Annotated in this window: 26 protein-coding genes; 25 read left to right on the top strand and 1 reads right to left on the bottom strand. The window is 31.7% G+C overall.

Features of this window, described 5'->3' with window-relative positions; translation table 11 throughout:
- Position 1: 1 nt before the first annotated feature.
- The 25 genes from accB to QPK35_RS04590 all read left to right on the top strand — a co-directional run bounded on the left by accB (position 2) and on the right by QPK35_RS04590 (position 26,242).
- Positions 2-445, top strand: a complete 444-nt coding sequence (gene accB, locus QPK35_RS04710; protein WP_290032837.1) for an acetyl-CoA carboxylase biotin carboxyl carrier protein — start codon at positions 2-4, stop codon at positions 443-445.
- A gap of 3 nt (positions 446-448) precedes the next feature.
- On the top strand, positions 449-877 hold the full coding sequence (gene fabZ, locus QPK35_RS04705; RefSeq protein ID WP_290032836.1) for a 3-hydroxyacyl-ACP dehydratase FabZ: 429 nt from the start codon (positions 449-451) through the stop codon (positions 875-877).
- A 2-nt stretch (positions 878-879) separates the two neighbouring features.
- On the top strand, positions 880-2,259 hold the full coding sequence (accC, locus tag QPK35_RS04700; protein ID WP_290032835.1) for an acetyl-CoA carboxylase biotin carboxylase subunit: 1,380 nt from the start codon (positions 880-882) through the stop codon (positions 2,257-2,259).
- A complete protein-coding gene (locus QPK35_RS04695; RefSeq protein ID WP_290032834.1) occupies positions 2,246-3,088 on the top strand; it encodes an acetyl-CoA carboxylase carboxyltransferase subunit beta in 843 nt (280 codons plus the stop codon). Before accC ends, QPK35_RS04695 begins: the two co-directional genes overlap by 14 nt.
- 8 nt (positions 3,089-3,096) lie before the next feature.
- A complete protein-coding gene (gene accA, locus QPK35_RS04690; protein WP_290032833.1) occupies positions 3,097-3,876 on the top strand; it encodes an acetyl-CoA carboxylase carboxyltransferase subunit alpha in 780 nt (259 codons plus the stop codon).
- Between the two features lie 109 nt (positions 3,877-3,985).
- Positions 3,986-4,747, top strand: a complete 762-nt coding sequence (gene fabI / locus QPK35_RS04685) for an enoyl-ACP reductase FabI (RefSeq protein WP_290032832.1) — start codon at positions 3,986-3,988, stop codon at positions 4,745-4,747.
- A gap of 78 nt (positions 4,748-4,825) precedes the next feature.
- Positions 4,826-6,295, top strand: coding sequence for a glucose-6-phosphate dehydrogenase (gene zwf / locus QPK35_RS04680; protein ID WP_290032831.1), 1,470 nt, complete (start codon positions 4,826-4,828; stop codon positions 6,293-6,295).
- A 90-nt stretch (positions 6,296-6,385) separates the two neighbouring features.
- The gene (gene dinB, locus QPK35_RS04675) at positions 6,386-7,459 is read left to right on the top strand and encodes a DNA polymerase IV (RefSeq protein WP_290034242.1); all 1,074 of its coding nucleotides are present in this window, start codon (positions 6,386-6,388) and stop codon (positions 7,457-7,459) included.
- A gap of 61 nt (positions 7,460-7,520) precedes the next feature.
- Complete coding sequence (locus tag QPK35_RS04670) at positions 7,521-8,489, top strand: DHH family phosphoesterase (protein WP_290032830.1); 969 nt, start codon at positions 7,521-7,523, stop codon at positions 8,487-8,489.
- The gene (locus QPK35_RS04665; protein ID WP_290032829.1) at positions 8,482-9,828 is read left to right on the top strand and encodes a DEAD/DEAH box helicase; all 1,347 of its coding nucleotides are present in this window, start codon (positions 8,482-8,484) and stop codon (positions 9,826-9,828) included. The genes QPK35_RS04670 and QPK35_RS04665 overlap by 8 nt, the downstream gene beginning before the upstream one ends.
- A 239-nt stretch (positions 9,829-10,067) precedes the next feature.
- On the top strand, positions 10,068-12,713 hold the full coding sequence (gene alaS, locus QPK35_RS04660) for an alanine--tRNA ligase (protein WP_290032828.1): 2,646 nt from the start codon (positions 10,068-10,070) through the stop codon (positions 12,711-12,713).
- A 203-nt stretch (positions 12,714-12,916) separates the two neighbouring features.
- A complete protein-coding gene (locus QPK35_RS04655; protein WP_290034241.1) occupies positions 12,917-13,195 on the top strand; it encodes an IreB family regulatory phosphoprotein in 279 nt (92 codons plus the stop codon).
- On the top strand, positions 13,195-13,629 hold the full coding sequence (ruvX, locus tag QPK35_RS04650) for a Holliday junction resolvase RuvX (RefSeq protein ID WP_321316009.1): 435 nt from the start codon (positions 13,195-13,197) through the stop codon (positions 13,627-13,629). Before QPK35_RS04655 ends, ruvX begins: the two co-directional genes overlap by 1 nt.
- Positions 13,630-13,644: 15 nt before the next feature.
- Positions 13,645-13,941, top strand: coding sequence for a DUF1292 domain-containing protein (locus QPK35_RS04645; protein ID WP_290032826.1), 297 nt, complete (start codon positions 13,645-13,647; stop codon positions 13,939-13,941).
- A 234-nt stretch (positions 13,942-14,175) separates the two neighbouring features.
- A complete protein-coding gene (gene nrdD / locus QPK35_RS04640) occupies positions 14,176-16,395 on the top strand; it encodes an anaerobic ribonucleoside-triphosphate reductase (RefSeq protein ID WP_290032825.1) in 2,220 nt (739 codons plus the stop codon).
- Positions 16,379-16,963 carry an anaerobic ribonucleoside-triphosphate reductase activating protein gene (nrdG, locus tag QPK35_RS04635; protein ID WP_290032824.1) on the top strand — a complete coding sequence of 195 codons (585 nt, stop codon included), beginning with the start codon at positions 16,379-16,381 and terminating at the stop codon, positions 16,961-16,963. Before nrdD ends, nrdG begins: the two co-directional genes overlap by 17 nt.
- 14 nt (positions 16,964-16,977) lie before the next feature.
- Entirely contained in the window at positions 16,978-17,748 is a 771-nt protein-coding gene (sufC, locus tag QPK35_RS04630; RefSeq protein WP_290032823.1) for a Fe-S cluster assembly ATPase SufC, read from the top strand.
- Entirely contained in the window at positions 17,741-18,835 is a 1,095-nt protein-coding gene (locus tag QPK35_RS04625) for a SufB/SufD family protein (RefSeq protein WP_290032822.1), read from the top strand. Before sufC ends, QPK35_RS04625 begins: the two co-directional genes overlap by 8 nt.
- Positions 18,825-20,048, top strand: a complete 1,224-nt coding sequence (locus QPK35_RS04620; RefSeq protein ID WP_290032821.1) for an aminotransferase class V-fold PLP-dependent enzyme — start codon at positions 18,825-18,827, stop codon at positions 20,046-20,048. The genes QPK35_RS04625 and QPK35_RS04620 overlap by 11 nt, the downstream gene beginning before the upstream one ends.
- The gene (gene sufU / locus QPK35_RS04615; RefSeq protein ID WP_290032820.1) at positions 20,029-20,487 is read left to right on the top strand and encodes a Fe-S cluster assembly sulfur transfer protein SufU; all 459 of its coding nucleotides are present in this window, start codon (positions 20,029-20,031) and stop codon (positions 20,485-20,487) included. Before QPK35_RS04620 ends, sufU begins: the two co-directional genes overlap by 20 nt.
- Entirely contained in the window at positions 20,480-21,901 is a 1,422-nt protein-coding gene (sufB, locus tag QPK35_RS04610) for a Fe-S cluster assembly protein SufB (protein ID WP_290032819.1), read from the top strand. Before sufU ends, sufB begins: the two co-directional genes overlap by 8 nt.
- A 147-nt stretch (positions 21,902-22,048) precedes the next feature.
- Entirely contained in the window at positions 22,049-22,294 is a 246-nt protein-coding gene (gene zapA / locus QPK35_RS04605) for a cell division protein ZapA (RefSeq protein ID WP_290032818.1), read from the top strand.
- Positions 22,295-22,307: 13 nt separating this feature from the next.
- Positions 22,308-22,808 (top strand): CvpA family protein, encoded by a 501-nt coding sequence (locus QPK35_RS04600; RefSeq protein WP_290032817.1) that lies wholly within the window; start codon positions 22,308-22,310, stop codon positions 22,806-22,808.
- A 21-nt stretch (positions 22,809-22,829) separates the two neighbouring features.
- Positions 22,830-25,190: an endonuclease MutS2 gene (locus tag QPK35_RS04595; protein ID WP_290032816.1), complete on the top strand. Its 2,361-nt coding sequence runs from the start codon at positions 22,830-22,832 to the stop codon at positions 25,188-25,190.
- 80 nt (positions 25,191-25,270) lie between these two features.
- Complete coding sequence (locus QPK35_RS04590) at positions 25,271-26,242, top strand: ribonuclease Z (protein ID WP_290032815.1); 972 nt, start codon at positions 25,271-25,273, stop codon at positions 26,240-26,242.
- A 79-nt stretch (positions 26,243-26,321) separates the two neighbouring features.
- Here QPK35_RS04590 and QPK35_RS04585 read toward each other — a convergent pair whose 3' ends face one another.
- On the bottom strand, positions 26,322-26,885 hold the full coding sequence (locus QPK35_RS04585; RefSeq protein ID WP_290032814.1) for a DUF2507 domain-containing protein: 564 nt from the start codon (positions 26,883-26,885) through the stop codon (positions 26,322-26,324).
- Between the last annotated feature and the right edge of the window lie 16 nt (positions 26,886-26,901).

Here is a 26,901-nt window from a genome sequence, read left to right as displayed (position 1 = left end):
ATTGGATTTTAAAGAAATTAATCAAATTATTGATAAATTTAATAATTCAACTTTACGTGAATTAGAAATTAATGAAGGACAATTTCATTTACGTTTAAGCAAAAATGAAAATATGACACCTGTTGTAAATTCAGTAGAAAAAAATATTAACACAAACACATCTGAAAATGTATCAGAAACAAAAGATTTAACTGATGTAACAACGGAAAATGTTATTAAGTCACCAATGGTAGGTACCGTTTATTTGCAACCAGAACCTGGAAAAGATAAATATGTAACTAAAGGTTCAAAGGTAAAACAAGGAGACGTTGTTTGCATCATTGAAGCAATGAAAATGATGACAGAAGTTAAAAGCAATGTTTCTGGTGTAATTGAAGATGTTTTAGTTGAAAATGAAGATCTTATTGAATTTGATCAACCATTATTCAAAGTGAAAGAAGGATAATTCTTGGAATTAGGTTTAAATGAAATTAAACAAATTATTCCGCATCGTTATCCAATGTTACTGATTGATAAAGTTACAGAATTAGTTCCTGGCGAAAAGGCAGTAGCAATCCGTAATGTAACTAATCATGAAGAGATTTTTAATGGCCATTTCCCTAACAATCCTGTATTACCTGGAGTATTGATTGTAGAATCATTAGCACAAACAGGAGCAGTAGCGTTATTGTCAATGGATAAGTTTAAGGGAAAAACGGCCTATTTTGGTGGAATTAAAAATGCTAAATTTCATCATATGGTTAAACCAGGAGATACGATGCGTTTAGTAGTTGAATTAACAAAATTACGTGATCATGTTGGAAGCGGAAAAGGAATTGCTTACGTTAATGATCAAAAGGTATGTACTGCTGAATTAACATTTATGATAGGAGACTAAAAATGTTTAAGAAAATTTTAGTTGCAAATCGGGGAGAAATTGCTGTTCGAGTAATTCGAACTTTAAAAGAAATGGGAATTCAAACAGTTGCAATCTACTCATTAGCTGATAAAGATAGCTTACATGTACAATTAGCAGATGAAGCAGTTTGTGTTGGTGGAAATAAGTCCCAAGATTCATATTTAAATATGAAAGCAATTTTATCAGCTGCAGTGGGTACTGGAGCTGAAGCAATCCACCCTGGATTTGGTTTTTTGTCAGAAAATAGTCAATTTGCACAATTATGTGAACAATGTGGCATTACATTTATTGGCCCTAAACCAGAAACAATTGAATTAATGGGAAATAAAGCAAATGCTCGAATTCAAATGCAACAAAGCAAAGTTCCTGTAATTCCAGGAAGTGAAGGATTTATCCATAGCGTTGATGAAGCAATTAAAATTGCAAATAAAGTAGGTTATCCAGTAATGTTAAAAGCTGCAAGTGGCGGTGGTGGAAAAGGAATTCGTTTAGTAAAAAATGAAGTTGAACTACGTAAAGCCTTTTACCAAGCACAACAAGAAGCTTTGAGTTCGTTTAATGATGATCGAATGTACTTAGAAAAAGTTATGAAAAACGTTAAGCACTTAGAGGTTCAAGTTTTTAGAGATGAAAATGGCCACGTTGCATACTTACCTGAACGTGATTGTTCTGTTCAAAGAAATAAGCAAAAAATAATTGAGGAAAGTCCTTGTTCGATTTTGAAAAATGATGAAAGAATGGAACTAGGAAAAATCGCAATAAAAGCGACTGAATCACTTAATTATTTAAATACTGGAACAATTGAATTTTTAATGGACGAACATCATAATTTTTATTTCATGGAAATGAATACACGAATTCAAGTAGAACACACTATTAGTGAAATGGTAACAGGTGTAGATATTGTTAAAGCACAAGTATTAATTGCTAATGGTGATGATTTGCCATTCACTCAAGATGATCTAAAAGCTCATGGAACATCTATTGAATGTCGTGTAAATGCAGAAGATCCTCAAAATAATTTCTGCCCAGCAAGTGGAACTGTTGATTATTTATATTTACCAACGGGAAATTTAGGTGTACGTATAGACACTGAACTTTATCCACAAGCTACTGTATCTCCATTTTATGATTCAATGGTTGCAAAAGTTGTGTCATGGGGACCAACACGTGATGAAGCAATTGCTAAAATGAAACGTTTGTTAGATGAAATTATTATAAAAGGAATTAAAACTAATATTGAATTTCATCAAGCGTTTCTATGTGATAATCAATTTATGCAAGACAATGTATCAACAGAGTATTTAGAAAAAGAATTCTTACCAGAATGGAAGAAAGGACGATTTGATGCAACTTTATAATAAAAAAAATAGACTTAGTCAACAGCATATTAAAGCTAATAAAGAAGCAGAAAAAGACGTTCCTGATAATTTGTGGATTCAATGTCCAAAATGTCATCGTGAGTTTTTCCATGACAAATTGAATTGTTATCAAACATGTTATTATTGCGATTATGGTTTCCGAATTGGAGCTAGACAACGATTAAAATGGCTTGTTGATGATTTTCAAGAATTTAATGAAAAAATTCCTGAAAATGATCCAATTGATTTTCCAAATTATATGGATAAAATTGAAAAATGTCGAGAAAAGACAGGCGTTGATGAATCCATCTTAACAGGAGTAGCACAAATTCATGATGTTTCTTTTGCATTAGGTATTATGGATCCTGGATTTATCATGGGATCTTTAGGTAGTGTTACAGGTGAAAAGATTACAAGAATGTTTGAATATGCTACTAAAAAGAATTTACCTGTTGTTATTTTTACTTCATCTGGTGGAGCAAGAATGCAAGAAGGAATTTATTCATTAATGCAAATGCAAAAAGTTTCACAAGCAATTGCTCAGCACTCAGCAGCAGGATTATTTTACTTATCTGTTTTAACAGATCCAACAACTGGTGGTGTAACAGCTAGTTATGCAAATCAAAGTGATATTATTTTGGCTGAACCACATGCATTAATTGGATTTGCAGGTAGAAGGGTTATTGAACAAACCATGCATCAAAAAATAAGTGATGATTTACAATCTGCTGAAACCTTAATGCAAAATGGATTTTTAGATGGAATTGTTAAACGTCCTGAGGAAAAAGAAATTATTTATCAATTAATCAAATTGAATCGAAAGGAGTAGTGAAATAGATGACTTATAAGCATGAAAATGTCGCTAAAATTGTTGAAAAGGCACGTGCAAAAGACAAAATTACTGCTTCTGAGCTGATTAATTTTATATTTAATGATTTTTATGAGTTGCATGGCGATCGTGCAATGGAAGATGATAAAGCGATTATTGGTGGTTTAGCATATTTTAATGGACAACCAATTACAGTAATTAGTACAGACAAGGGAAATACCCCTCAAGAAAAAATTGAACGTCACTTTGGATGTCCTACACCTGCTGGATATCGTAAAGCACGCCGATTAATGAAACAAGCAGAAAAATTTCAAAGACCTGTTTTGATCTTTGTTAATACTGCTGGTGCATATCCTGGCGTCGAAGCTGAAGAAGAAGGTCAGGGTTATTCAATTGCTCAAAATTTAATTACAATGAGCGAATTAAAAACGCCAATAATCACGGTAATTACTGGTGAAGGTGGAAGTGGTGGTGCTTTGGCACTTGCCGGTTCAGATTCAGTTTGGATGCTTGAAAATAGTATTTATTCTGTTTTATCACCTGAAGGGTTTGCTTCAATTTTATGGAAAGATAGTTCTAGAGCAGACGAAGCTGCTGAAATCTTGAAGTTGGATCCAGCAAGTTTATTAAAGCAACATGTAATTGAAGGGATCATTCCTGAAAGCGAAAATCATAAAATGATTTGCGATGATATTGCAAAGGTATTGCAAGATGAATTAGATCGTTTACAAAAGCTTTCAATATCAGAATTAATTGAAAAAAGACACCAACGTTTTCGCAAATTTTAGAATGATTGGTGTAATTGAATTTTAACTATTAACTTATGTTATGAGGTATGACCCAAATTAAGAACAAAATGCAAGTATTGTCGTATTTTATTAAGTTGGGAGTAAATTAATGGGAGAAGAATTATTATTAAATAAAAAAATTCTAGTTATGGGAGTTGCTAATAAGCGTTCTATTGCTTGGGGATGTGCTAAGACAATGGAAGAACAAGGTGCAACAATCATTTATACATATCAAAATGAACGAATGAAGAAAAGCATTCAAAAATTAGTGCCAAATGAAAAATATTTAATTGAATGTGATGTTTCTTCAGACGAAAATATAAAAAATGCATTTGCAGAAGTTGAAAAAAGATTCGGAAAAGTTGATGGAATCGTGCATGCAATTGCATATGCAAATCGTGAAGAGTTACAAGGCGATATCATGAATACAAGTCGAGAAGGATATGAAATGGCACAAGACATTTCGGCATATTCATTGATTGCTGTTGCAAAATATGGAAAAGATATTTTAAATAATCCAGCAAGCATTGTAACTTTGACATATATGGGATCAACACGTGCAATTCCTAACTATAATGTTATGGGAGTAGCAAAAGCTGCATTGGAATCAAGTATGCGGTATTTGGCACGCGATATGGGAAAATTTGGTGTCCGTGTTAATGCAATTTCTGCAGGAGCAATGAAAACTTTAGCGGTTACGGGAGTGGCCGATCATTCAAGTTTGTTAAAAGAATCTGAACGCCGTACAGTTGATCATCATTCAGTGACTCTTGAAGAAATTGGTGGAGTATGTGCATTCTTAATGAGTGACTTATCCAAAGGGATTGTTGGTGATGTGATTTATGTTGATAAAGGAGTTCATTTAATTTAATCAAAAATCTCTTGCTGAAACCCAAAGTAACTATTACAATGAAATTGTAACAATTAAGAAAGCGATGGGGGACCAGCTTTGAAAGATCGAAAAACACTTTTCATCATTTTTGGTGCTACAGGAGATTTAGCACAAAGAAAATTATATCCAGCATTATTTAATTTATATCAAAAGGGATTTTTGAAAGATAAATTTGCTGTAATTGGGACAGCTAGACGTCCATGGACAAATGAACATTTACAAGAAGTAGTTCGTAATAGTGTTGCTGATATGGAATATAGTGCGCTTGAAATTAATCAATTTGCAAGTCATTTTTATTACCAATCACATAATGTTACTGATACACAACATTATGAAACTTTAAATAAGTTGGCAGATCAACTAGATAAAAAGTATGATATTGGTGGAAATCGTATTTTTTATTTAGCAACTTCACCAGCATTTTTTGGTACAATTGCAAAACATTTACGAACACAAAAATTAGTAACTGAAAATGGTTATAATCGTCTTGTAATTGAAAAGCCATTTGGACATAATTTGAAAACTGCTAAAGATTTAAATGATAGTATTTCAAAATATTTTGATGAGAAAGACATTTTCCAAATTGATCATTATTTAGGAAAAGAAATGGTACAAAGTATCTATGCAATTCGTTTTGCTAATCCTATTTTTAGTTCACTTTGGAATAATCGATACATTTCTAATATTCAAATCACAGTTGGTGAGGTATTAGGTGTCGAAGAGCGAGCTGGTTATTATGAGAATGTTGGCGCTTTAAGAGATATGGTTCAAAATCATATCTTACAACTTGTCTCATTACTAACAATGAATGCACCAGTCGCTTATAATGCAGACGATATTGAGCGTGAAAAAATTAGTGCGCTTAAATCATTGAAAATTTATGAGCCAGATGAAGTTTCTAGAAACTTCATTCGTGGTCAATATGGTCCTGCATATGGTATGCCAGCATATCGTGAAGAAAGTCAAGTTTCGAAAGATTCAATGACTGAAACGTTTGTTGCTGGAAAAATCCAAGTTAACAATATGAATTTTGCGGATGTTCCTATTTATATTCGAACAGGTAAAAGAATGGCAGTTAAAGGCACTCGTATTGATGTTGTCTTTAAAGATATGCCAAATAATATTTTTTCAAATGAAAAATTAAATCCAAATGTTTTAACAATTAACATTGATCCTAATCCAGGAACAAGTTTACGTTTGAATGAAAAAGAGGTTAGTGAAACAAGCTATCCAGTAAGTAGCGTTACAATGAATTTTAGGTATAGTTCAGCATTAAAGGCGAAGACGCCTGAAGCGTATGAGAAATTATTATTTGATGTTATTAAAGGTGATGCTACAAACTTCGTTCATTGGAAAGAAGTCGAGTATTCTTGGAAATTTATTGATGCTATTCGTGAAGCATGGGATCAAAATGGACAAGACCCTGCAATTTTCCCTAATTACGAATGTGGATCAATGGGGCCACGCGAAGCAGATGAATTGCTTATTCGCGATGGAAATTATTGGGAATTTAATCCACTAAGATAGAATAAACGTTAATTATAAGTGTTTATATTGAACAGTAATTCGATGTAAAATAACTTATAGTTAACGTTTTTTTATGTGAGGTGATTTTATATAATGAGAAAAATTATTCATGTGGATATGGATGCTTTTTATGCATCTATTGAAATGCGAGATGATCCACAGTTAAAGAATGTTCCTCTTGTTATATCAAGAAATCCGCAGCATACAAATGGACGCGGAGTAGTAGCAACAGCTAATTATATAGCGCGATCATTTGGAATTCATTCAGCTATGAGTGCACAAGAAGCATTAAAATTATGCCCAGATGCACATTTTAAGCAACCAGATTTTCCTAAGTACAAAAAAGTATCTCATCAAATTCATGAAATCTTCCATGAATATACTGATAAAATTGAACCAGTAGCATTTGATGAAGCTTATTTAGATGTAACTGAAAATAAACCAAGAATTGAAGATCCAGTTGCGTTGGCTCACAAGATGCAACAAGAAATTTATGATAAAGTACATTTAACGTGCTCAACTGGAATTTCATATAATAAATTTTTAGCTAAACTGGCATCTGATTATTGTAAACCAATTGGATTGACAGTTGTTTCGAAAGAAGATGTACTAGATTTTTTATTCCCTATGCCGATTGAAAAATTTCGTGGAGTAGGTAAAAAAACTGCAATAAAAATGCGTCAACTAGGAATTAATAATGGCGAAGACTTGTATTCATGGAAGGAAATAGATTTGATTTCTCAATTTGGGAAAATGGGTCATATATTATTTCAAAGGGTTAGGGGAATTGATGATCGACCTGTAGAATGGCAAAGAGAGCGTAAATCAATTGGGAGTGAACGTACTTTTGATCAGCCATTAAAATCAATTGAACAGGTTGATGAACAATTGCATTTAACTGCAATCAGATTAGTAAATGAATTAAAAAAACAACAGAAACATGGAAAGACAATAGTAATTAAGGTTCGTAATAGTAATTTTGAAACAATTACTAAACGACTAACTTTTGATGATTACTTAAATAATCAAACTGATACTTTAGAATATTATGGACGACAATTATTTGATGAAATTCAAAATATAGATATTGATGTACGGCTATTAGGTCTTACTATTACAAATTTAGATCCTCTAGATTTTGAAAATATTAAATTACAACTTTGAAAAATAAACATAAGATTTGTATACTTGTTGATAGGATAGTTTTATCGGAAGGAGTTTTATTATGTCAATTCAAGCAGATATCATTGAACAAATAGAAAAATTTAAAACAATAATTATTCATCGTCACGAAGATCCAGATCCAGATGCATTTGGTTCACAAGCAGGATTAGCAGAAGTTATTCGCAATTGTTTTCCTGATAAAAATGTCTATCAAGTTGGAGAAAATAATGCAAGTTTAGAATGGATCACTACTGAAGATAAGATTGATGATAAAGTATATGATGGTGCTTTAGTTATTGTGATCGATACAGCAAATACTCCAAGAATAGATGATCAAAGATATAAAAAAGGGGCATTCCTAATTAAAATTGACCATCATCCAAATGATGATGCATATGGTGATTTAACATGGGTAAAAACCGATGCTTCAAGTTCATCAGAATTGATTATTGATTTAGTCAATAATTCAAATGGTAAATTAGTATTGAATAAAAAAGCAGCAGAAGCATTATATGCGGGAATTATTGGTGATACTGGAAGATTTATGTTTAATAATACTTCAGCACATACATTGCGTGTAACAGCTCAATTATTTGAATTTGGCATTGATGCAGCTTGGATGAATCGAAAATTAGATGAGATTACTCCAGGGATTGCTAAATTATCCGCATATGTATGGGATAATATGACAATTACAGAGCATCATGCAGCATATATAGTATTGAAACATGATCTAATTAAAAATTATAAATTAGGTGCTGCAGGGACTGCACCAATTGTATCTGTTTTAGGTAAAATTGACACAGTAAAATGTTGGACTTTATTTGTTCAAGAAGAAGATGGTACATATCGTTTAAATATTCGCTCAAAGGGACCAATTATCAATGGACTTGCAAAAGAATATGGCGGTGGAGGTCATCCATTAGCAAGTGGTGCTAAAATGGATACACTAACAGATGAACAATTAAAAGAATATGTTGCTAAATTAGATAAAATTGCTGCAACATATACAGGAGAAGATAATGACTAATACATTTAAGGAATATAATTTTAAACCGTTTATTCAAAATGCATTAAAAAAATTAGGATTTAGGACACCTACTAAGGTCCAAGAGCGTTTGATTCCTTTGATTTTGAAGGGAAAAAGTGTAGTTGGACAATCTCAAACAGGAAGTGGAAAAACACATACTTTCTTGTTACCAATTTTCCAAAATGTAAATCCTAATGGTTCATTACAAGCAATTATTACGACTCCAAGCCGTGAATTAGCATATCAAATTTATGATGCAGCAAAACAAATTGCGCAAGAATCAAATGAATTCATTAGTGTACAAAATTATGTTGGTGGTACAGATAAGCAAAGACAGATTGAAAAATTAACTAAACATCAACCTCAAATTGTAATTGGGACGCCAGGTAGAATTCTTGATTTAATAAATTCGCAGGCATTAGATGTTCATGATGTTAATCAGTTTGTTGTGGATGAAGCAGATATGACATTAGATATGGGATTTTTAAATGATACAGATGCTATTGCATCTGCGTTACCTAAAGATTTGCAAATGATGGTATTCTCAGCTACAATTCCCGAAAAGTTACAACCATTTTTACATAAATATATGGAGAATCCAGTAGTTGAAAAAATTGAAAATCAAACAATTATTAGTAACACAATTGATAATTGGTTAATTTCAACTAAGGGACGTGATCGTAATCAATTAATTTATAAATTATTGACGATGGGCGAACCATATTTAGCTTTAGTATTTACAAATACTAAAGAAAGAGCCGATGAGTTGACTAATTTTCTCCGCAAAAATGGATTAAAGGTAGCCAAAATTCACGGTGGATTACAACCACGTGAACGTAAACGTATTATGAAATCTGTAGCAAACTTAGAATATCAATATGTCGTTGCAACGGATTTGGCCGCTCGGGGAATTGATATTTCAGGTGTTTCACACGTAATTAATGATGATTTGCCAAATGATTTGGAATTTTTCATTCATCGTGTAGGTCGTACTGGTCGAAATAATATGAGTGGAATTGCGATTACTCTATATGCACCTAATGAAGAACGAAAAATTGAAGAATTGGAATCAATGGGTATTAAGTTTAAACCTAAAGCAATTAAAAATGGTGAAGTTATAGATTCATATGATCGTAATCGTAGACAAAAGAGACGCCGAGTAAATGACCAAATGGATCCTAAATTGCAAGGAATGGTTAACAAACAAAAGAAAAAACACAAACCTGGATATAAAAAGAAAATTCAACGTGCAATTAAACGTGACCAACAACAAAAACGACGAATCGCACAACGACAAGCAATGAGACAAGCTAAAAAGGCTCGTAAAAACTCAAAATAAATTGACAAATATTAAATTATTTTTTATCCTAAAGTAAAAATGGTGTTATTAATTTTAACTGATTATTTTATTAAATTTTAATAAGGTGCTAGATTAAGTTTTAGTTAATAATACTCCTTGTTTTAGATATATTTTATTATGTTATGTAGGTATCATTACAAGTAAGCAGCACCATGAAATTTAATCCTTACAAGTGATGATACTTTTGTTTTGCATAAGTACTGGAAAGAGGAAAAGACATGAAAGAATTATCAAGTACTCAAGTACGCCAAATGTATTTGGATTTTTTTAAGACTAAAAATCATGATGTTTTAAAAAGTGCACCACTAATCCCTCAAGATGATCCAACTTTATTATGGATTAATTCAGGGGTTGCAACGATGAAAAAATATTTTGATGGGACAGTAGTTCCTAAGAATCATCGTTTAACAAGTTCTCAAAAATCAATTCGTACAAACGACATTGAAAATGTTGGTCATACTGCGCGCCATCATACGTTATTTGAAATGCTTGGAAACTTTTCAGTCGGTGATTATTTCCGTAAAGAAGCGATTACTTGGGCATGGGAACTTTTAACAAGTAAAGAATGGTTTGATATGGATCCTGCTAAACTATATGTTACAGTTTATCCAGAAGATAAGGAATCTAAAGAAGTTTGGATGTCAGTTGGCGTTCCTGAAGATCATATTTTTGAAGTAGAAGACAACTTCTGGGATATTGGTGAAGGCCCATGTGGTCCAGATTCAGAAATTTTCTATGATCGTGGCCAAGAGTTTAATAATGTTGCTGAAGATGATCCAGAAAACTACCCTGGTGGCGAAAATGAACGTTATTTAGAAATTTGGAATATTGTATTTTCAGAATTTAATCATAAACCAGATGGCACATATGAATCACTTCCTCATAAAAATATTGATACGGGAATGGGATTAGAACGTGTCGTTTCTGTATTTCAACATGCAAAGACAAACTTTGAAACAGACTTATTTATGCCTATAATTGAAAAAACAGCAGAATTATCAGCTAATAAAGAATATGGCGTAAATGCTGAAGATGACGTTTCGTTTAAAGTTATTGCAGACCATGCACGTGCAATTACATTTGCAATTGGTGATGGTGCATTACCTTCAAATGAAGGTCGTGGCTATGTAATTCGCAGACTTATTCGTAGAGCTGAATTGCACGGACAAAAATTAGGTATTGATGGTGCTTTTATTTATAAGTTAGTTCCAGTTGTTGGAGAAATTATGAAAGCTGCTTATCCTGAAGTCTTAGAACAAGCTGAATTTATTCAAAAAGTTGTTAAAATGGAAGAAGATCGTTTTAATAATACTTTGAAAGATGGAATGCAATTATTAGATCAAGTGATTGCTAAAGCTAAAGAAGATAAGCAAACTCAAATTGACGGTAAAACAGCCTTTAAATTATATGATACTTATGGTTTCCCATTAGAATTAACGCTCGAATATGCGCAAGATGCAGGCTTAGGTGTAAATGAGGAAGAATTTAATGCTGAAATGGATGCCCAAAAGAATCGTGCACGTAATGCACGTTCTAATGAAAAATCAATGGGAGTTCAAAATGGATTATTAACAGACATTAAAACTCCAAGTGAATATGTTGGATATGATCGTTTAGATGCAGAAGGTCAATTAAAAGATATAATTGTTGATAACAAATTAGTTGATGAGGTCAATGAAGGACAACAAGCTAAAATGATTTTCTCAGTTACTCCATTTTATGCAGAAATGGGTGGCCAAGTTGCAGATCAAGGTGTCATTGAAGATCAAAATGGTGAAATTGTTGCTGAAGTTGAGGATGTACAACATGCACCAAATGGTCAAAATATGCATACTGTTAATGTATTAAAACAAATGACTAAAGACCAAACATATTGTTTGAAAGTTAATAAAAAGCGTCATGCTAAATTAGAAAATAATCACACTGCTACACACTTGTTAGATCAAGCATTACGTGATGTTCTCGGTGAACATACGCATCAAGCAGGTTCATTAGTAGAGCCAACATATTTACGTTTTGATTTTACAAATCTTGGTTCAGTAACTGAAGAAGATTTAGATAAAGTTGAAAAAATTGTTAACCAAAAAATTTGGGATGCACTACCAGTAGAAACAGTAGAAACTGATATTGAGTCTGCTAAAAAAATGGGCGCAATTGCTTTATTTAGTGAAAAATATGGTGATATTGTACGTGTAGTTAAGATTGGTGATTATTCAATCGAATTTTGTGGTGGAAATCATGCTAAAAACACAAGCGAATTAGGATTATTCAAGATTACTTCAGAATCTGGAGTTGGTGCTGGTGTCCGTCGTATTGAAGCTGTTACTTCAAAAGAAGCATTTGAATTTATGCAACAACGTAGTCAATTGTTAGATAAAGTGGCAAATCAATTGAAGGTAGCACAAGTTAAAGATATTCCACATAAAATTGATCAAACATTATCTCAAGTAAAAGAATTAGAACAACAAAAACAAACATTAGAAGATAAATTTGCTAGCCAACAAGCTAACGATGTTTTCAAAAATGTTGAAGAGATTAATGGTAAGAAATTAATAGCTTCACAAGTAAATGTTTCAGGCATGAACCAATTACGTCAATTAGCTGATCAATGGAAGTCTAAGCAATTGTCAGATGTTCTTGTATTAGGAACAACAACCGATGATGGAAAAGTTAATTTAATTGTAGCAATGAGTGATGATGCAATTAAATCTGGACTGAAAGCTGGCGATTTAATCAAAGAAATCGCTCCATCAATTGGTGGCGGCGGCGGTGGACGTCCAAATCTTGCACAAGCAGGCGGAAAGAATCCAGCTGGATTGCAAGAGGCATTTGCTAAAGCTAAGAAATGGCTTGAAAATAAATAATTTTTAACAATATAAAGAGATACTGACTTTAAAGGTTGGTATCTTTTTTTGAATATATGTTAATTTTAGTTTAATATATGCAAAATGATTGACAATTTATTTTTTTTATCGCATTATCAAAACAATATAAAAATGGTATAAAATATTGTTACTCAATAAGAATTTTAGTAAAATGAAACTGTAAAGTGTCATGGGAGGTGCCAATTTTGAGTTCAGATAAAACTGTATTTTTTGACTATAATCAAGAAGAACGTAAAGAAATTCATGAAACATTGCAAACAGTATATAATGCTTTAGAAGAAAAAGGATATAATCCTATTAATCAAATTGTAGGATATTTAATTTCAGGTGATCCTGCATATATTCCACGTGCGGATAATGCACGAAACTTAATTCGGAAGTATGAGCGTGACGAAATTATTGAAGAACTTGTACGCTCATATCTTAAAAGAGAGGATATGAATATTCATTGGCACGAATAATGGGGCTAGATGTTGGCTCAAGAACAGTTGGAATTGCAATTAGTGATCAATTAGGATGGACTGCTCAAGGTGTCGAAATTATCCGTATTGATGAAGATAATGAAGTTTTTGGATTAGATCGTGTTGTTGAACTTGCTAAAAAGCATCAAATTGTGGGATTTGTAATTGGATTACCTAAAAATATGAATAATACTTCAGGTCCCCGTGTTGATGCAGCTAAACATTATGGAGAATTGTTGCAAGAAAAAATTGATTTACCAATTGATTTTCAAGATGAACGTTTAACTACGGTTGAAGCTGAACGAATTTTAATAGAAGAAGCAGATACTTCACGCAAAAAACGCTATGAAGTTATTGATAAATTGGCAGCAACATTAATTTTACAAAATTATTTAGACAGAAATGGCAAATTAGTAAAGTTACTGAAACTTTAGAATCGAGGAGATATGATGGCTAATAACAAACAAAATGAAAACTTAATCACTTTAGTTGATGATCAAGGAAATGAAAGTTTATATGAAATTTTATTCACTTTTGAATCAGAAGATTATGGAAAATCATATATTTTATTAATTCCAGCAGGGTCTGAGCCAGAAGAACAAGTAGATGTTTTAGCATTTGCTTTTGATCCAAATAATGATGGTGATGCAACAGATGCAGAATTGTATGATATCGAAAGTGACGAAGAATGGGACATGGTTGAAGGTGTTTTGGATACATTCTTAAATGATGAAAATATGCAATAAAAAAATTCTAGGACGAATTTTTTAAGGCCTTCTTAGAGTTAATGATAAGAATTTTCTAAAAAAGGAATTTCTCAATCGCGAGAAATTCCTTTTTTTATTTTTTTGCATAAATAAAAAGCTAAATATTCAAATTATTTTATTTTACACAACATATTGTACTTAATAAAAATGACATATACAACATGTAGAATAGGTGCTAAAATAAAAGTACATATTTAGTGGGAGGAAAGAATAATGAATAAAATCAATATGTATCAATTACCTGAAACATGTATTAAAAGAGATGGATTTGAAGTTCCATTTGAACTTTATAAAATTAAATTTTTGATCAATGATTTATCCTTATCAGAAAATGAGAATGAAATTTTAGAATCATTTTCAAAAGAATTGAGTGGTCAAAATAAAGTTTCAACAGATCAAATTGAAAAGAGTTTTCTAAATGTTTTAAAAAATATGGATTTTTCAGAACAAGTTCAAAACTATTTAAAGCATAAGGAAATGATTGCAACAGAATTTAAAGAACAAATTAATCCAGTACAAAGATTGAATCGACTAGTAAATGAAGATGCTAGATTAGTTCATGAAAATGCTAATAAAGATAGTAAGTTATTCAGTACTAGACGTGATTTAATTGCAGGTGCTGTTGGGAAAACAACAGGATTAACAATGATGCCTGAACATATTGCGAAGGCCCACTTAAAAGGAAATATTCACTTCCATGATTTAGATTATTCTCCACTTGAAGCATACAGTAATTGTTGTTTAATTGATTTTGAAACTTTGTTCCGAGATGGATTTAAAATTGGAAATGCAGAAGTTGAAGAACCAAAATCAATCCAAACAGCTGTAGCACAAATTACACAAGTTATTGCAAGTGTTTCAAGTCAACAATATGGTGGTTGTACAGTTGATCATATTGACACATTACTCGAACCTTACGCAAATAAAAATTATAAGAAACATTTAAAAGAAGCAGAACAATTAAGTTCAGATGAAACAGTTCAAGAAAAATTCGCTAAAAAGCAAACTATTAAAGATATTTATGATTCAATGCAAGCATTGGAATATGAAATAAATACATTATTTACTACAAATGGTCAAACACCATTTACTTCAGTAGGATTTGGATTAGGAACTTCATGGATTAGTCGTGAAATTCAAAAAGCAATATTACAAGTAAGAATTGATGGACTAGGTAAAAATCATAGAACAGCAATTTTTCCTAAATTATTATTTGCAATTAAAAAAGGTGTAAATTACTATTCTGAAGATCCTAATTATGATATTAAACAACTTGCTTTAAAGTGTTCTTCTAAAAGAATGTATCCAGATATTTTAAATTATCAAGCATTAGTTGACATAACTGGTAATTTTAAATCTCCAATGGGTTGTCGTTCTTTCTTACCAAAATGGACAGACGAAAATGGTAAGGCAATAAATGATGGGCGTGCAAATATGGGAGTTGTAACTTTAAATCTTCCACGTATTGCAATGGAATCAAAGGGAAATCAAGATTTATTCTGGGAAATTTTAGAAGATCGGCTACATCTTGTAAGAGACGCTTTATTATTTAGAGTAAAACGAATTGTAGAAGGTGCTAAACCTCAAAATGCACCTATTCTATATCAATATGGTGCTTTTGGAATGAAAGCAAAGCCAGATGAAAGTGTTGATAAGTTCTTTAATCGAGATCGTGCAACTGTTTCGCTTGGTTATATTGGTTTATATGAAGTAGGTACAGTTTTCTTTGGTCCAAATTGGGAACATAATCAAACTGCTCATGATTTTACAGTTAAAGTTGTTAAAACTTTAGATGATCATTGTAAGAGTTGGGCAAAACAATATGGCTATCATTTTAGTGTATATTCAACACCAAGTGAATCGTTAACTGACCGTTTTTGCCAATTAGATATTAAAAAATTTGGTCGGGTAAAAGATATAACTGATAAAGAGTATTATACAAATAGTTTCCATTATGATGTTCGTAAACATCCAAGTCCATTCGAAAAACTTACATTTGAAATGGATTATCCACATTATGCAAGTGGTGGCTTTATTCATTACTGTGAATATCCAAACTTAAAGCAAAATCCTAAAGCTCTTGAGGCAGTTTGGGATTGGTCATATGACAAGATTGGATATTTAGGAACAAATACGCCAATTGACAAATGTTATAAATGTGGATTCGAAGGTGAATTTAAAGCAACTGCACGTGGATTTGAATGTCCAACATGCGGAAACCATGATCCCAAGACATGTGATTGTGTAAAACGGACTTGTGGTTATTTAGGAAATCCATTACAAAGACCAATGATTCACGGAAGACATGAAGAAATTGCAGCAAGACATAAAAATGTGACACCTTCAATGGCGAAAGAAATGGCAAATCATGCTAGCCATAAGCAAAGCGATTTAAAGAACACTTTAGAAAAGAGTAATGAAAATGAGAAATAGGAGAGAACCAAATAATCCTAAGCCACAAGAATGGTTAGCTAGTGAACTAAGTGAGATGCGAATTGCAGATTATAAACCTTTTAATATGGTTGATGGTGAAGGTGTACGTTGTAGTTTATACGTAAGTGGATGTAAATTTTTATGTCCAGGATGTTATAACAAGGTAGCACAAAGCTTTCATTATGGACAGGTTTATGATGATGATTTAGAAGAACAAATTATGGAAGATTTAGCACAACCATATGTACAAGGAATAACTTTCTTAGGTGGCGAACCATTTCTTAATACTCAAGTTACTTTGAGATTAGCAAAAAAGATACGCAAAGAATTTGGTAATACTAAAGATATTTGGTCATGGACTGGATATACCTGGGATGAGTTAATGCAAGAATCATTAGATAAATTGGAACTACTTTCTTTGATTGATATCCTTGTGGACGGACGTTTTTTAGAAAGTAAAAAAGATTTAACATTACAATTTCGTGGCAGTTCAAATCAACGAATAATTGATGTTCAACGTTCACTAAAAGAAGATAAAGTTCATATTTGGGATAAATTAATCAAATAATAGGAGAATGATTAATGAAAACTTTTGAAATTAAGAATTTAAAAGTCGAAGTTGAAGGAAAAATGATTTTAAAGGGAGTTAATTTAACAGTTAACCCTGGAGAAATACACGTTATTATGGGGCCGAATGGAACTGGAAAATCAACGCTTTCTGAAACAATTATGGGAAATCCTAAATATAAGATATTAGATGGCCAAATTTTATTAGATGGTGAATCAATTAATGATTGGCCAGTTGATAAAAGAGCACGTCATGGCTTATTTTTAGCAATGCAATATCCAGTTGAAATTCCTGGAATTACTAATAGTGAATTTATTAAAGCTACAGTCAAAGCTAGACAGGGAAAAATAAATATTTTAAGTTTTATTCAGAAATTGAAACAAAATGCGGAATTTTTAGATATTTCTGAAAAAATGCTTGATAGAAATTTAAATGAAGGCTTTTCAGGTGGCGAAAAGAAAAGAAATGAAATTTTACAAATGATGATGATTGATCCTGATTTAGCTATTCTTGATGAGATTGATTCTGGTTTAGATATAGATGCATTACAAGTGGTAGCTAAGGGAGTTAATCAAATGCGTTCATCACATTTTAGTACTTTGATGATTACTCATTATCAAAGACTTTTGAATTATATTCATCCAGATGTTGTGCATGTCATGATGGATGGAAGAATTGTTAAAAGTGGAGATTTTAGTATGGCGCAGAAATTAGAAAAAACTGGATATGCTAAGTTAAGAGATGAACTTGGATTAAAAATTAGATTGGTTGATGAAAATGTTTAAAAATGGAAGATTACCTGATATTGAGAAAGTTAATTTTAAATATTGGAATTTTGGTAATCCAGTACAAGAAAGTATAGCCAATCATATTATTGTAAAAAATCAAAAGCAGTTAGTTGATAAGGGGATTAAGATTGTCGATTTAAAAAATATTAAAACTGAATGTTTTGCATTAATAAACAAATTCAAGGGGAAGATAATTTCAAAGGATGAAAATCAATTTGTTGCTGATAATGAAAATGCCTTTAATTGTGGATTGTTTATTTACGTTCCACAAAACTTATTACTTACTGATCCAATAGAAATTGAAATTAAGCAGGAAGATCAACTTGATTGTCGAATTGTAATGTGTATGGACTCTGGATCAAGTGTTTCAATGATTCAAACATTTAACGGAGAAACTGTGGGGAAAAAAGGTGCAAAAATTATTGAGGAAGTAAACGTTAAATGTGATGCACAGTTTAAATTAAATACAATTCAACATCTATCTAATTCGACTACATATTTTAAACAACGTATTAAAGTTGAACAAAATGCTAATGTTATGTGGAATGTAGAAGCTTTTAATTTAACTAATAGTTTAAATGAATGTGAAATTATTTTAGATGGAACAGGCGCTCAAGGAGATTTAAAAATTATTTCTTTAGCAAATAACAAACAAGTGCAGGGTTTTAATGCTAAAATCATAAATCGCAAACTAAAGACCATTGCTAAAATATTGCAGCGTGGAATTGTAATGGATCAAGCAAGAATTGTGTTTAATGGTATTGGAAAAATAGAAAATGGCGCTCATGGAGCAAATTCACAACAAGAAAATCGTTTATTAATGTTATCTGAAAAAGCAAAAGGGGACGCTAATCCAATCTTATTAATTGATGATAATGATGTTCAGGCTGGACATGCTGCAAGTATTGGCAAAGTTGATTTGAAAAAAATGTATTACTTAATGAGTCGAGGATTATCAAAAAAAGTTGCAGAAAAATTGCTTGTTAAAGCATTTTTAATGCCAACTATTGATCAAATTCCTGAAAAAGATATTCAAATGTTATTGAAAAAACAACTTGAAAGAAGACTAGAAAATGAATTGTAATTTAAAGAGTATTCGACAGAATTTCCCTTTATTGCAAAATAAAAAATTAATATATTTTGATAATGCTGCAACAACTCAAAAGCCACAAACGGTGATTCAAACATTAACTGATTATTATCAAAAGCAAAATGCTAATGTCGATCGTGGAGCATATCAATTGTCTGCAGAGGCGACAATTGAATATGAGAAAGTTCGCGAAAAGGTAGCTGAATTTATTCATGCTAAATCAGAACGTGAAGTGGTTTTTACAAAGGGAACGACACAAGCTATAAATTGGATTGCAAACGGTTTTGTTCAAAAACAATTAAATGAAGATGATGAAATTGTAGTTTCAATTATGGAGCACCACAGCAATTTTTTGCCTTGGCAGATAATTGCTCAAAACACACATGCTAAATTAAAATGTGTAAAAATGAACTCTGATTATACACTTGATATGCAGGACTTAAAGAGTAAAATTACAGAAAAAACTAAATTTGTTGCAATTACAGCGGTATCAAATGTTTTAGGAATTGTTAATCCAATTTCAGAAATCTGTAAAATTGCACATCAAAATAATGCGTTAGTCCTTGTTGATGCTGCGCAAGCTGTTCCCAGCATGCCAATTGATGTTCAAAAATGGAATGCAGATTTTGTTGCTTTTTCTGGACATAAAATGTTAGGCCCAACTGGAGTTGGTGTTTTATGGGGAAAAGGCGAACTACTTAAAGATTGTGCTCCACTTGAATATGGTGGTGGCATGATTAATGATGTCAGTTTAGATAATGTCATCTTAAAAGATGTTCCATGGCGATTTGAAGGAGGAACTCCTAATATTGCTGGTGTAATAGGATTAGGAAAAGCAATTGATTTTCTTAAAAAAATTGGAATGCAGAATATTCTTGAAAGAGAGAAAAATTTAACGAAAATTTTGCTTGAGAAGATATGTAATATTGAAGGCGTAAAAGTATATGCAAATCCTAATCAAAATCAAACAGGAATTGTTTCATTTAATATTGGTAAAGTACATCCACATGATGTTGCAACTTTTTTAGATGCTTTTGGGATAGCGATTCGAACAGGTCACCATTGTGCAATTCCACTAATGCATGAATTAAAAGTAAGTGGAACGTGTCGAGCAAGTTTATATTTCTATAATACTGAAGAAGAAATTGAACAGTTCGTTCAAAAAATTAAGAAAGCAAGGGATTTCTTTGGATTCTATCAAAAATAGTGATTTGGATAAACTGTATCAAGAGATAATTCAGGAACATGCAGTTAGTCCGAGAAATTACGGAAAATTAGTACATAAAACAGCTACTAAGCGGGTATTTAACCCTATTTGTGGGGATGATTTAACAATTGAAGTTGAAATAAAAAATGACATTTTACAAAAAATATCATTTAGTGGCGAAGGATGTATTCTTTCAACTGCTTCAGCATCGGTAATGACAGAATTAGTTGTGTCAAAAAGGATTGATGATATTCATAAGTTGATTAATAATTTTTATTCATTAGTAACAGATAAAGTGATAGATCAAGATATGTTAATTGCATTAGGAGATGCTATTGCATTTAAAAATGTTAAGCAGTTTCCAATCAGAGTGAAATGCGTATTGATGTCTTGGGATGCCCTAAGAATGTGTTTGAAAGGAAATCAAGTTAATGAGTAATAAAACTGATGATTTGCAATTAGGAGAGAAGTATCTGTATGGCTTTAAAGATCAAGTAAAACCTTTATATACAACAGGTAGAGGATTATCCACAGATAAAATTCGTATGATTTCAAAAATCAAAAATGAACCTCAATGGATGCTCGATTTTAGATTAAATGCATTTGAAATATATCAAAAAATGCCAATGCCTAATTTTGGGCCTGACTTGTCAGCAATTGATTTTGAAAACATTAATTATTTTAGAAAAGATACAGCAAATGTTGCACGTAAATGGGAAGATGTTCCAGATACAATTAAAGAAACATTTGATAAACTTGGGGTACCTGAAGCTGAACGAAAATATTTGGCTGGGTCATCAGCTCAATATGAATCAGAGGCTGTATACCATAATATTCAATCTGAACTTCAAGAACAAGGCGTAATTTTTATGGATATGGATTCGGCATTACAAGAATATCCTGAATTGATAAAAAAGTATTGGGGAAAACTTGTACCACCATCAGATAATAAGCTTGCAGCTTTAAATTCTGCAGTGTGGTCTGGAGGAACATTTATTTATGTTCCTAAAAATGTTGAATGTAAAATTCCAATACAAAGTTATTTTCGAATTAATGAAGGAAATTCTGGTCAATTTGAAAGGACTTTAATTATTGTAGATGAGAATGCTAGCGTAAATTATGTCGAAGGATGTACAGCACCTAACTATTCTGCAGATAGTTTGCATGCAGCAGTAGTTGAGGTTAATGTTCTAAAAGATGCATATTGTAGATATACAACAATTCAAAATTGGTCTGACAATGTTTATAGCTTAGAAACAAAACGTGCAAAGGCAATGGAGAATGCGACAATGGAGTGGGTTGATGGTAATTTGGGTTCAAAAGTTACTATGAAATATCCTAGTGTTTATTTAAATGGCGAAAATGCAAAGGGGACAATGCTTTCAATTGCATTTGCAGGAAAAGATACTGAGGGAAATGGGATTATTTCTGACACTGGAGCAAAAATGATTCATAATGCACAAAATACCTCTTCTTCAATTGTTTCTAAATCATTATGCAAAGATGGCGGAAAAGCTGATTATCGTGGTGTTGTCCGCTTTGGTAAAAACAGCCAAGGATCATTTAGTCATGTTGAATGTGATACGATTATTATGGATGATAAGTCATCAAGTAATACATTGCCTTACAATGAAATTTTAAATGGTAATGTTTCAATTGAACATGAAGCCAAAGTTTCAAAAATATCAGAAGAACAATTATATTATTTAATGAGTCGAGGTTTATCTGCTAAAAAAGCAACTGAAATGATTGTAATGGGATTTATTGAACCATTTACAAAGGAACTTCCAATGGAATATGCAGTTGAATTGAATCGTTTGATTGAATATCAAATGGATGGTTCTGTAGGTTAAATTTTAATTTGTGAATTAACACAAGAACTTTTAAGTTCTTGTGTTTTTTATGTAACTTTATTTTGAATTTAACTAAGGAAACAACCTAATAAACCTCAAAATATGCTAAAATTAATGGTATTGAGTTTTTTGAAAGGATGAGACGGAATGGCGGAAAGAAAAAGACGTTTTAAAGTTGAAATTGATGGAGAAGAATTTACAATAATTGGAAAAAGTACACCAGAACATATGGATGCAGTAATGGAAATTACTAATCAAGAATTAGCTACAATAAAGAAGCTAATGCCTTCATTATCAGAAAAGAAAGCAGCATTATTATTGGCAATAAATGCTGTATCTGATCAATTAGAAAAACAGGAAGAATTAGATAAGTTAAAGGAACAATTAAATTAATATAGGTGATAATATGCTAGTAACATTGATTATAATTCTTTTATTAATTCTTGCATTTCGCTTTGGTTATAAACGTGGATTATTAATGACGTTAATGAGTGCTGCAGGATATATTGTTGTATTTTTGCTAGCAATTTTTTTAGCTAAACCAATGGGAATTGCGTTATCAGGTGCATTACCAGCGTTATGTAAAAATGTTGATTTTTCAACTATATTTTATCAAGTATTGGCTTTTTGGATTATCGCAATTGTTGGTAGTATTATTTATCGCGTGGTTGCGAAAACAGTTAATGGCATAACTAAATTGCCTTTAATTTCACAACTTAATGCACTTGCAGGTGCAGCACTTTCAACGATTTTAATGTATATAGTGATTTTCTTTGGGTTATTGTTGATGTCAGCATGGCCAAACTCAAATGTGCAACAAAGTGTACATGAATCAAATGTTGCACAATGGATTTTAACAAAAACTCCGCTTTTTTCACAAAATATTTTTGATAATATATCTAATTAACTATGAAAGGAGGATTTACGGATGCATTCTAAAATTTTAAAAACATTAGAATATGATAAAATTCGACAAAAAATTGCAGATTATACTGTAACAGAGAATGGTAAAAAATTAGCATTAAATTTAATTCCAAGTTCAGATGCTGAAACAATTGAGCGTAATTTGGCAGAAACACAGGATGGAGCTGATATCTTAAGATTAAAGGGCGGAATACCAATGCCTAAGTTGTTGGATATCAAAGCTTTATTAAAACGATTAGAGATTGATGCTACATTAAACGGAAAAGAACTTGCGATGATTGCTAAAGTTTTGCGTGCTACGAATGTAGTTAAAGCATTTTTTAGAGAGTTAGCAGATGATGAAATTGATTTAAAATCTGTTGATAAACTTAATGAAGACTTGCAAACAATCCCAGAAGTAAGCAAAAAATTGCTTGTTTCAATTGAAAGCGATGGTCATGTAACAGATGATGCCTCTTCATTACTTAAAAGTTTAAGAAAACAAATTGAAAGTACAGAAGGAACGATTCGTGATAAACTATCAAGTTTGACTCATGGAAGTAAAGCTAAATATTTAAGTGATTCACTTGTAACAATTCGTAATGATCGTTATGTAATTCCTGTAAAAGCTGAAAATCGTGGGCAATTTGGTGGAGTTGTACATGATCAAAGTGCATCAGGGCAGACACTTTTTGTTGAACCACAGGCAATTGTGGATTTAAATAATCGACTTAAACAACAACAATTAGCTGAAAAAGAAGAGATTCAACGAATTTTAAGAGAATTATCTGAATTAGTTGCACCGCATACACAGGAATTAGAACAAAATGCACTGATTTTAGGTAAGATGGATTTTATTAATGCAAAGGCTCAGTATGCAAAAGAAATTCATGCAACGTTACCTGAAATTTCACTTGAGAATGATATATATATTCGTAGAGCATGGCATCCGTTACTTAATCCTAAGACTGTAGTTAAGAATGACATTGCTTTGGGAAAAGATTATCAAGCAATTGTAATTACTGGACCTAATACAGGTGGAAAAACAATTACTTTAAAAACATTGGGTTTGATTCAATTAATGGCTCAATCGGGATTGTTTATCCCTGCAAATGAAGAAAGTCGAGTAGGCGTATTTGATGAAATTTTTGCAGATATTGGTGATGAACAGTCAATTGAGCAAAGTCTAAGTACTTTTTCATCACATATGACTAACATAGTAGAAATTCTAAATTCTATAACAGCTAATTCCTTAATTTTGTTTGATGAATTGGGTGCTGGAACAGATCCACAAGAAGGTGCAGCATTAGCAATTTCAATTTTAGATGCAATTGGTGCAGTTGGAAGTTATGTAGTTGCAACTACTCACTATCCAGAATTAAAAGCGTATGGATTTGAACGGCCACAAACAATTAATGCTTCAATGGAATTTGATAGTGAAACGCTTCAACCAACGTATCATTTATTGATAGGAATTCCAGGAAGAAGTAATGCATTCGATATTTCTAAACGGTTAGGCCTATCAGAACAAATTGTTAATTCAGCAAGACAAATGGTTAGTCAAGATAGTCAAGATTTAAACGAAATGATTTCTGATTTAGTTAAAAAAAGACATGATGCTGAAGAAAAACAAGCTTTCTATAAAAAATATTTAAAAGAAGCTGAAAAGTTACATCATGATTTAGAAGTTGGCTTTGAAAGATTTGAAAGTCAAAAAGATAATCAAATGAATCAAGCTAAAAAAGAAGCTAATGGAATCATTGAGAATGCACAGAAAAAAGCAGATCAAATTATTGCGGAGTTACGCAAGATGAGAATGCAAGGTGCAAATGCTGTTAAAGAAAATGAACTTGTAGATGCAAAAACTAAGTTAAATCAACTTGAACAACCAATTAATTTAAAAAAGAATCGTGTGTTAAAACGTGCAAAAAATCAAAAAGAATTCCATGTTGATGATGATGTATTAGTTAAATCATATGGACAAAAAGGTGTATTGCTTCGTCAAAGTGATGCAGATCATTGGGAAGTTCAAATTGGAATTTTAAAAATGAAAATTGAAACCAGTGATTTGGAAAAAATTAAAGTTGATGAAAAACAAAAATCTCATTCAGGGGTTAGTGTAAAACGAAGTTCATCATCTGGATTACCAACTACATTGGATTTACGTGGTCAAACTAAAGAAGAAGCATTGATGAGTGTTGATCGATATATTGATTCAGCATTACTTGCAGGATATCCATCAGTAACAATTGTTCATGGAAAAGGTACTGGTGCTTTACAGAGTGCAATTAAACAATATCTTTCAAATAATAAATCGGTTAAGAGTTTTAATTACGCATCTGCAAATGCAGGTGGTGATGGTGCAACAATTGTTAATTTTAAATAATTAAAGCTTTATTGTTGTACATTTATGTGTTTTTAGCGTAACTTTATATATAGAATGCTATTAAGGAAGAGGTAAGATTAATGATTGATGTTACATTATTGGGTACTGGTGGAAGTATTCCATTACCTGACCGTTATTTATCATCAGCAATTATTGAATATAAGGGACGTAAAATTTTGATGGATGCCGGTGAAGGTACTGGGGTCTCAATGCGTGCAGTTCGAAGTGGTTTTAAATCATTAGATGTAATCTGTATTACTCATTTACATGGTGATCATGTAATTGGTTTACAAGGAATTTTAGGAACAACAAGTAACACAGGAAGAACAGAACCAATCACAATCATTGGTCCTAAGGGCATTAAAGATGTTATGAAGGGATTCAGAGTTATTATGCCATGGTTAAATTATGACATAAATATCATCGAAGATCCTAAGCCAAATGAACCTATTGTAATTAATAATAAGTGGATTCATGGTGAATTATCAATTTCTGCATTACCTGTAAAGCACACACGGCCTAATTTTGCTTATCGTGTTGATTTGAAACGAAATCCAAAATTTGATCCTCAAAAAGCTAAAGAAAATGAAGTACCACAACGTATTTGGGGTGATCTTCAACGTAAAGATGAACCAATTACGATAGATGGTAAGACATATACGCCTGATATGGTATTAGGAAATGCACGCAAGGGAATGCGTGTAAGTTGGGTTACAGATACACGTCCAACACCAGAAATTCCTGGTTTTATTGAAGGTTCAGATTTGTTATTAAGTTGTGCAAACTTTGGATCAAATGATGACACTGAAAAAGCAGCAAATAAAATGCATATGACATTTGCTGAAGCTGCAACTCAAGCTAAAAAGGGTCATGTTAAGGAAATGGTTTTGACACACTTTTCACAGGCAATGCGTCATCCAGAAAAATATTTAAAGAATGCTACTGATATTTTCCCTAATACAGTAATTGGAAAAGATCATATGCATTTTACTTTAAACTTTGATCAAGATTTTGCTGAACCAACAATTATTGAAACAAAAACTGAAGAATAAATAAAAGTGAAGTTTAATTAGTATGTTGCTAACTAAACTTCACTTTTTTAAATTGTTTTGTTGGCTGTTGTTAAAAAGATTAAGCATTGTCATTAGTATTACTTGAAGTTGATTCTAAATTAGATGAATCAATTTTTTGAGCTTCTTTTTGAATTTTATCAAATTCAATCAATGAAAATGGCTGAATACCCGTTTTTTCTTCTAACATAGAAGAATGTTTATCAATGTGAATGTTGATAGTTACAGTATAATTTTTACTGTCAACTTTTTCAATTTCACCTTCAGTTACAAATTGATCCTCTAATTGATAAGTTTCAGCAATAAAACCAGTTTCTAATTTAAAATCTGGTTTTTCTGTTAATTTACAACGTAATTTAATAGGCTCGCCACTTAGTTCAAAAATTTCTATATCTTTTTTTGACTTAATTAACTTCAAGTCTCCCCAACCAGCATATTTAAAAAATAATTTTAAGTCTTTTTTACTTGCTAGTGGTAATTTACGTGCTAATAATTTTCCTGACCAGTACATGATATCTTTATTATTGCCAACTAAACTAGGGATTAATAAATCACGTAACATCTCTGTACCAAGTGTAGTACCAGATTTATTTAATAATGTTTTGGTAAAAAAATTTTCTTCCATAATTTGCTCCTTCAAA

The organism is Ligilactobacillus cholophilus (genome assembly GCF_030389495.1).
GTDB lineage: Bacteria > Bacillota > Bacilli > Lactobacillales > Lactobacillaceae > Ligilactobacillus > Ligilactobacillus cholophilus.
This window is presented reverse-complemented; position numbering and strand designations above follow the sequence as displayed.